Raw genomic sequence first — 604 nt, 5'->3', positions numbered from 1 at the left:
CCACCCACTGGATGGTCGCGGACCTCTTCCGCACATGGTTCCCCCAGGTCGCACTCGACCCGGACGCCCTGTTCATCGACGACGGGGACATCCTGACCTCGGCCGGTGCCGCCTCCGGACTCGACGTCTGCCTGCACCTCATCCGCAAGGACCACGGCAGTGAAGTCGCCAACCAGGTGGCCCGCATGTGCGTCGCCCCTCCATGGCGCGAGGGAGGACAGGCGCAGTACATCCAGCACCCGGTGCCCGAGGCCACGGCCAGTGGAACGGCCACCGCCCGTCAGTGGGCGCTGGAGAACCTCCACGAGCCGATGACCCTGACGGACCTCGCCGAGCACTCCCACATGAGCCTGCGCACCTTCGCCCGCCGCTTCACCGAAGAGGTGGGCATCAGCCCGGGACGCTGGCTGATCCAGCAGCGCGTCGAGCGGGCACGGCACCTCCTGGAAACCACCGACCTGCCGGTGGACGAGATCGCCGGCCAAGTCGGCTTCGCCGGCGGCACCTCGCTACGAGAACACCTGCATGCCGCCATCGGCGTCTCACCGCTCGCCTACCGGCGCACCTTCCGCGGCGCCCTGACCCCCACACACTGAGCACCACC

At 69.7% G+C, this 604-nt stretch carries 1 protein-coding gene; it reads left to right on the top strand.

Annotated elements, in window-relative coordinates; all coding sequences use genetic code 11:
- On the top strand, window positions 1–596 hold a 596-nt coding region (locus OP79_RS49100), incomplete at its 5' end, for a GlxA family transcriptional regulator (RefSeq protein WP_033329805.1).
- Window positions 597–604 lie beyond the last annotated feature (8 nt).

Source organism: Streptomyces yerevanensis (genome assembly GCF_000716805.1).
In the GTDB taxonomy this organism is placed as follows: domain Bacteria; phylum Actinomycetota; class Actinomycetes; order Streptomycetales; family Streptomycetaceae; genus Streptomyces; species Streptomyces flaveus.
This window is presented reverse-complemented; position numbering and strand designations above follow the sequence as displayed.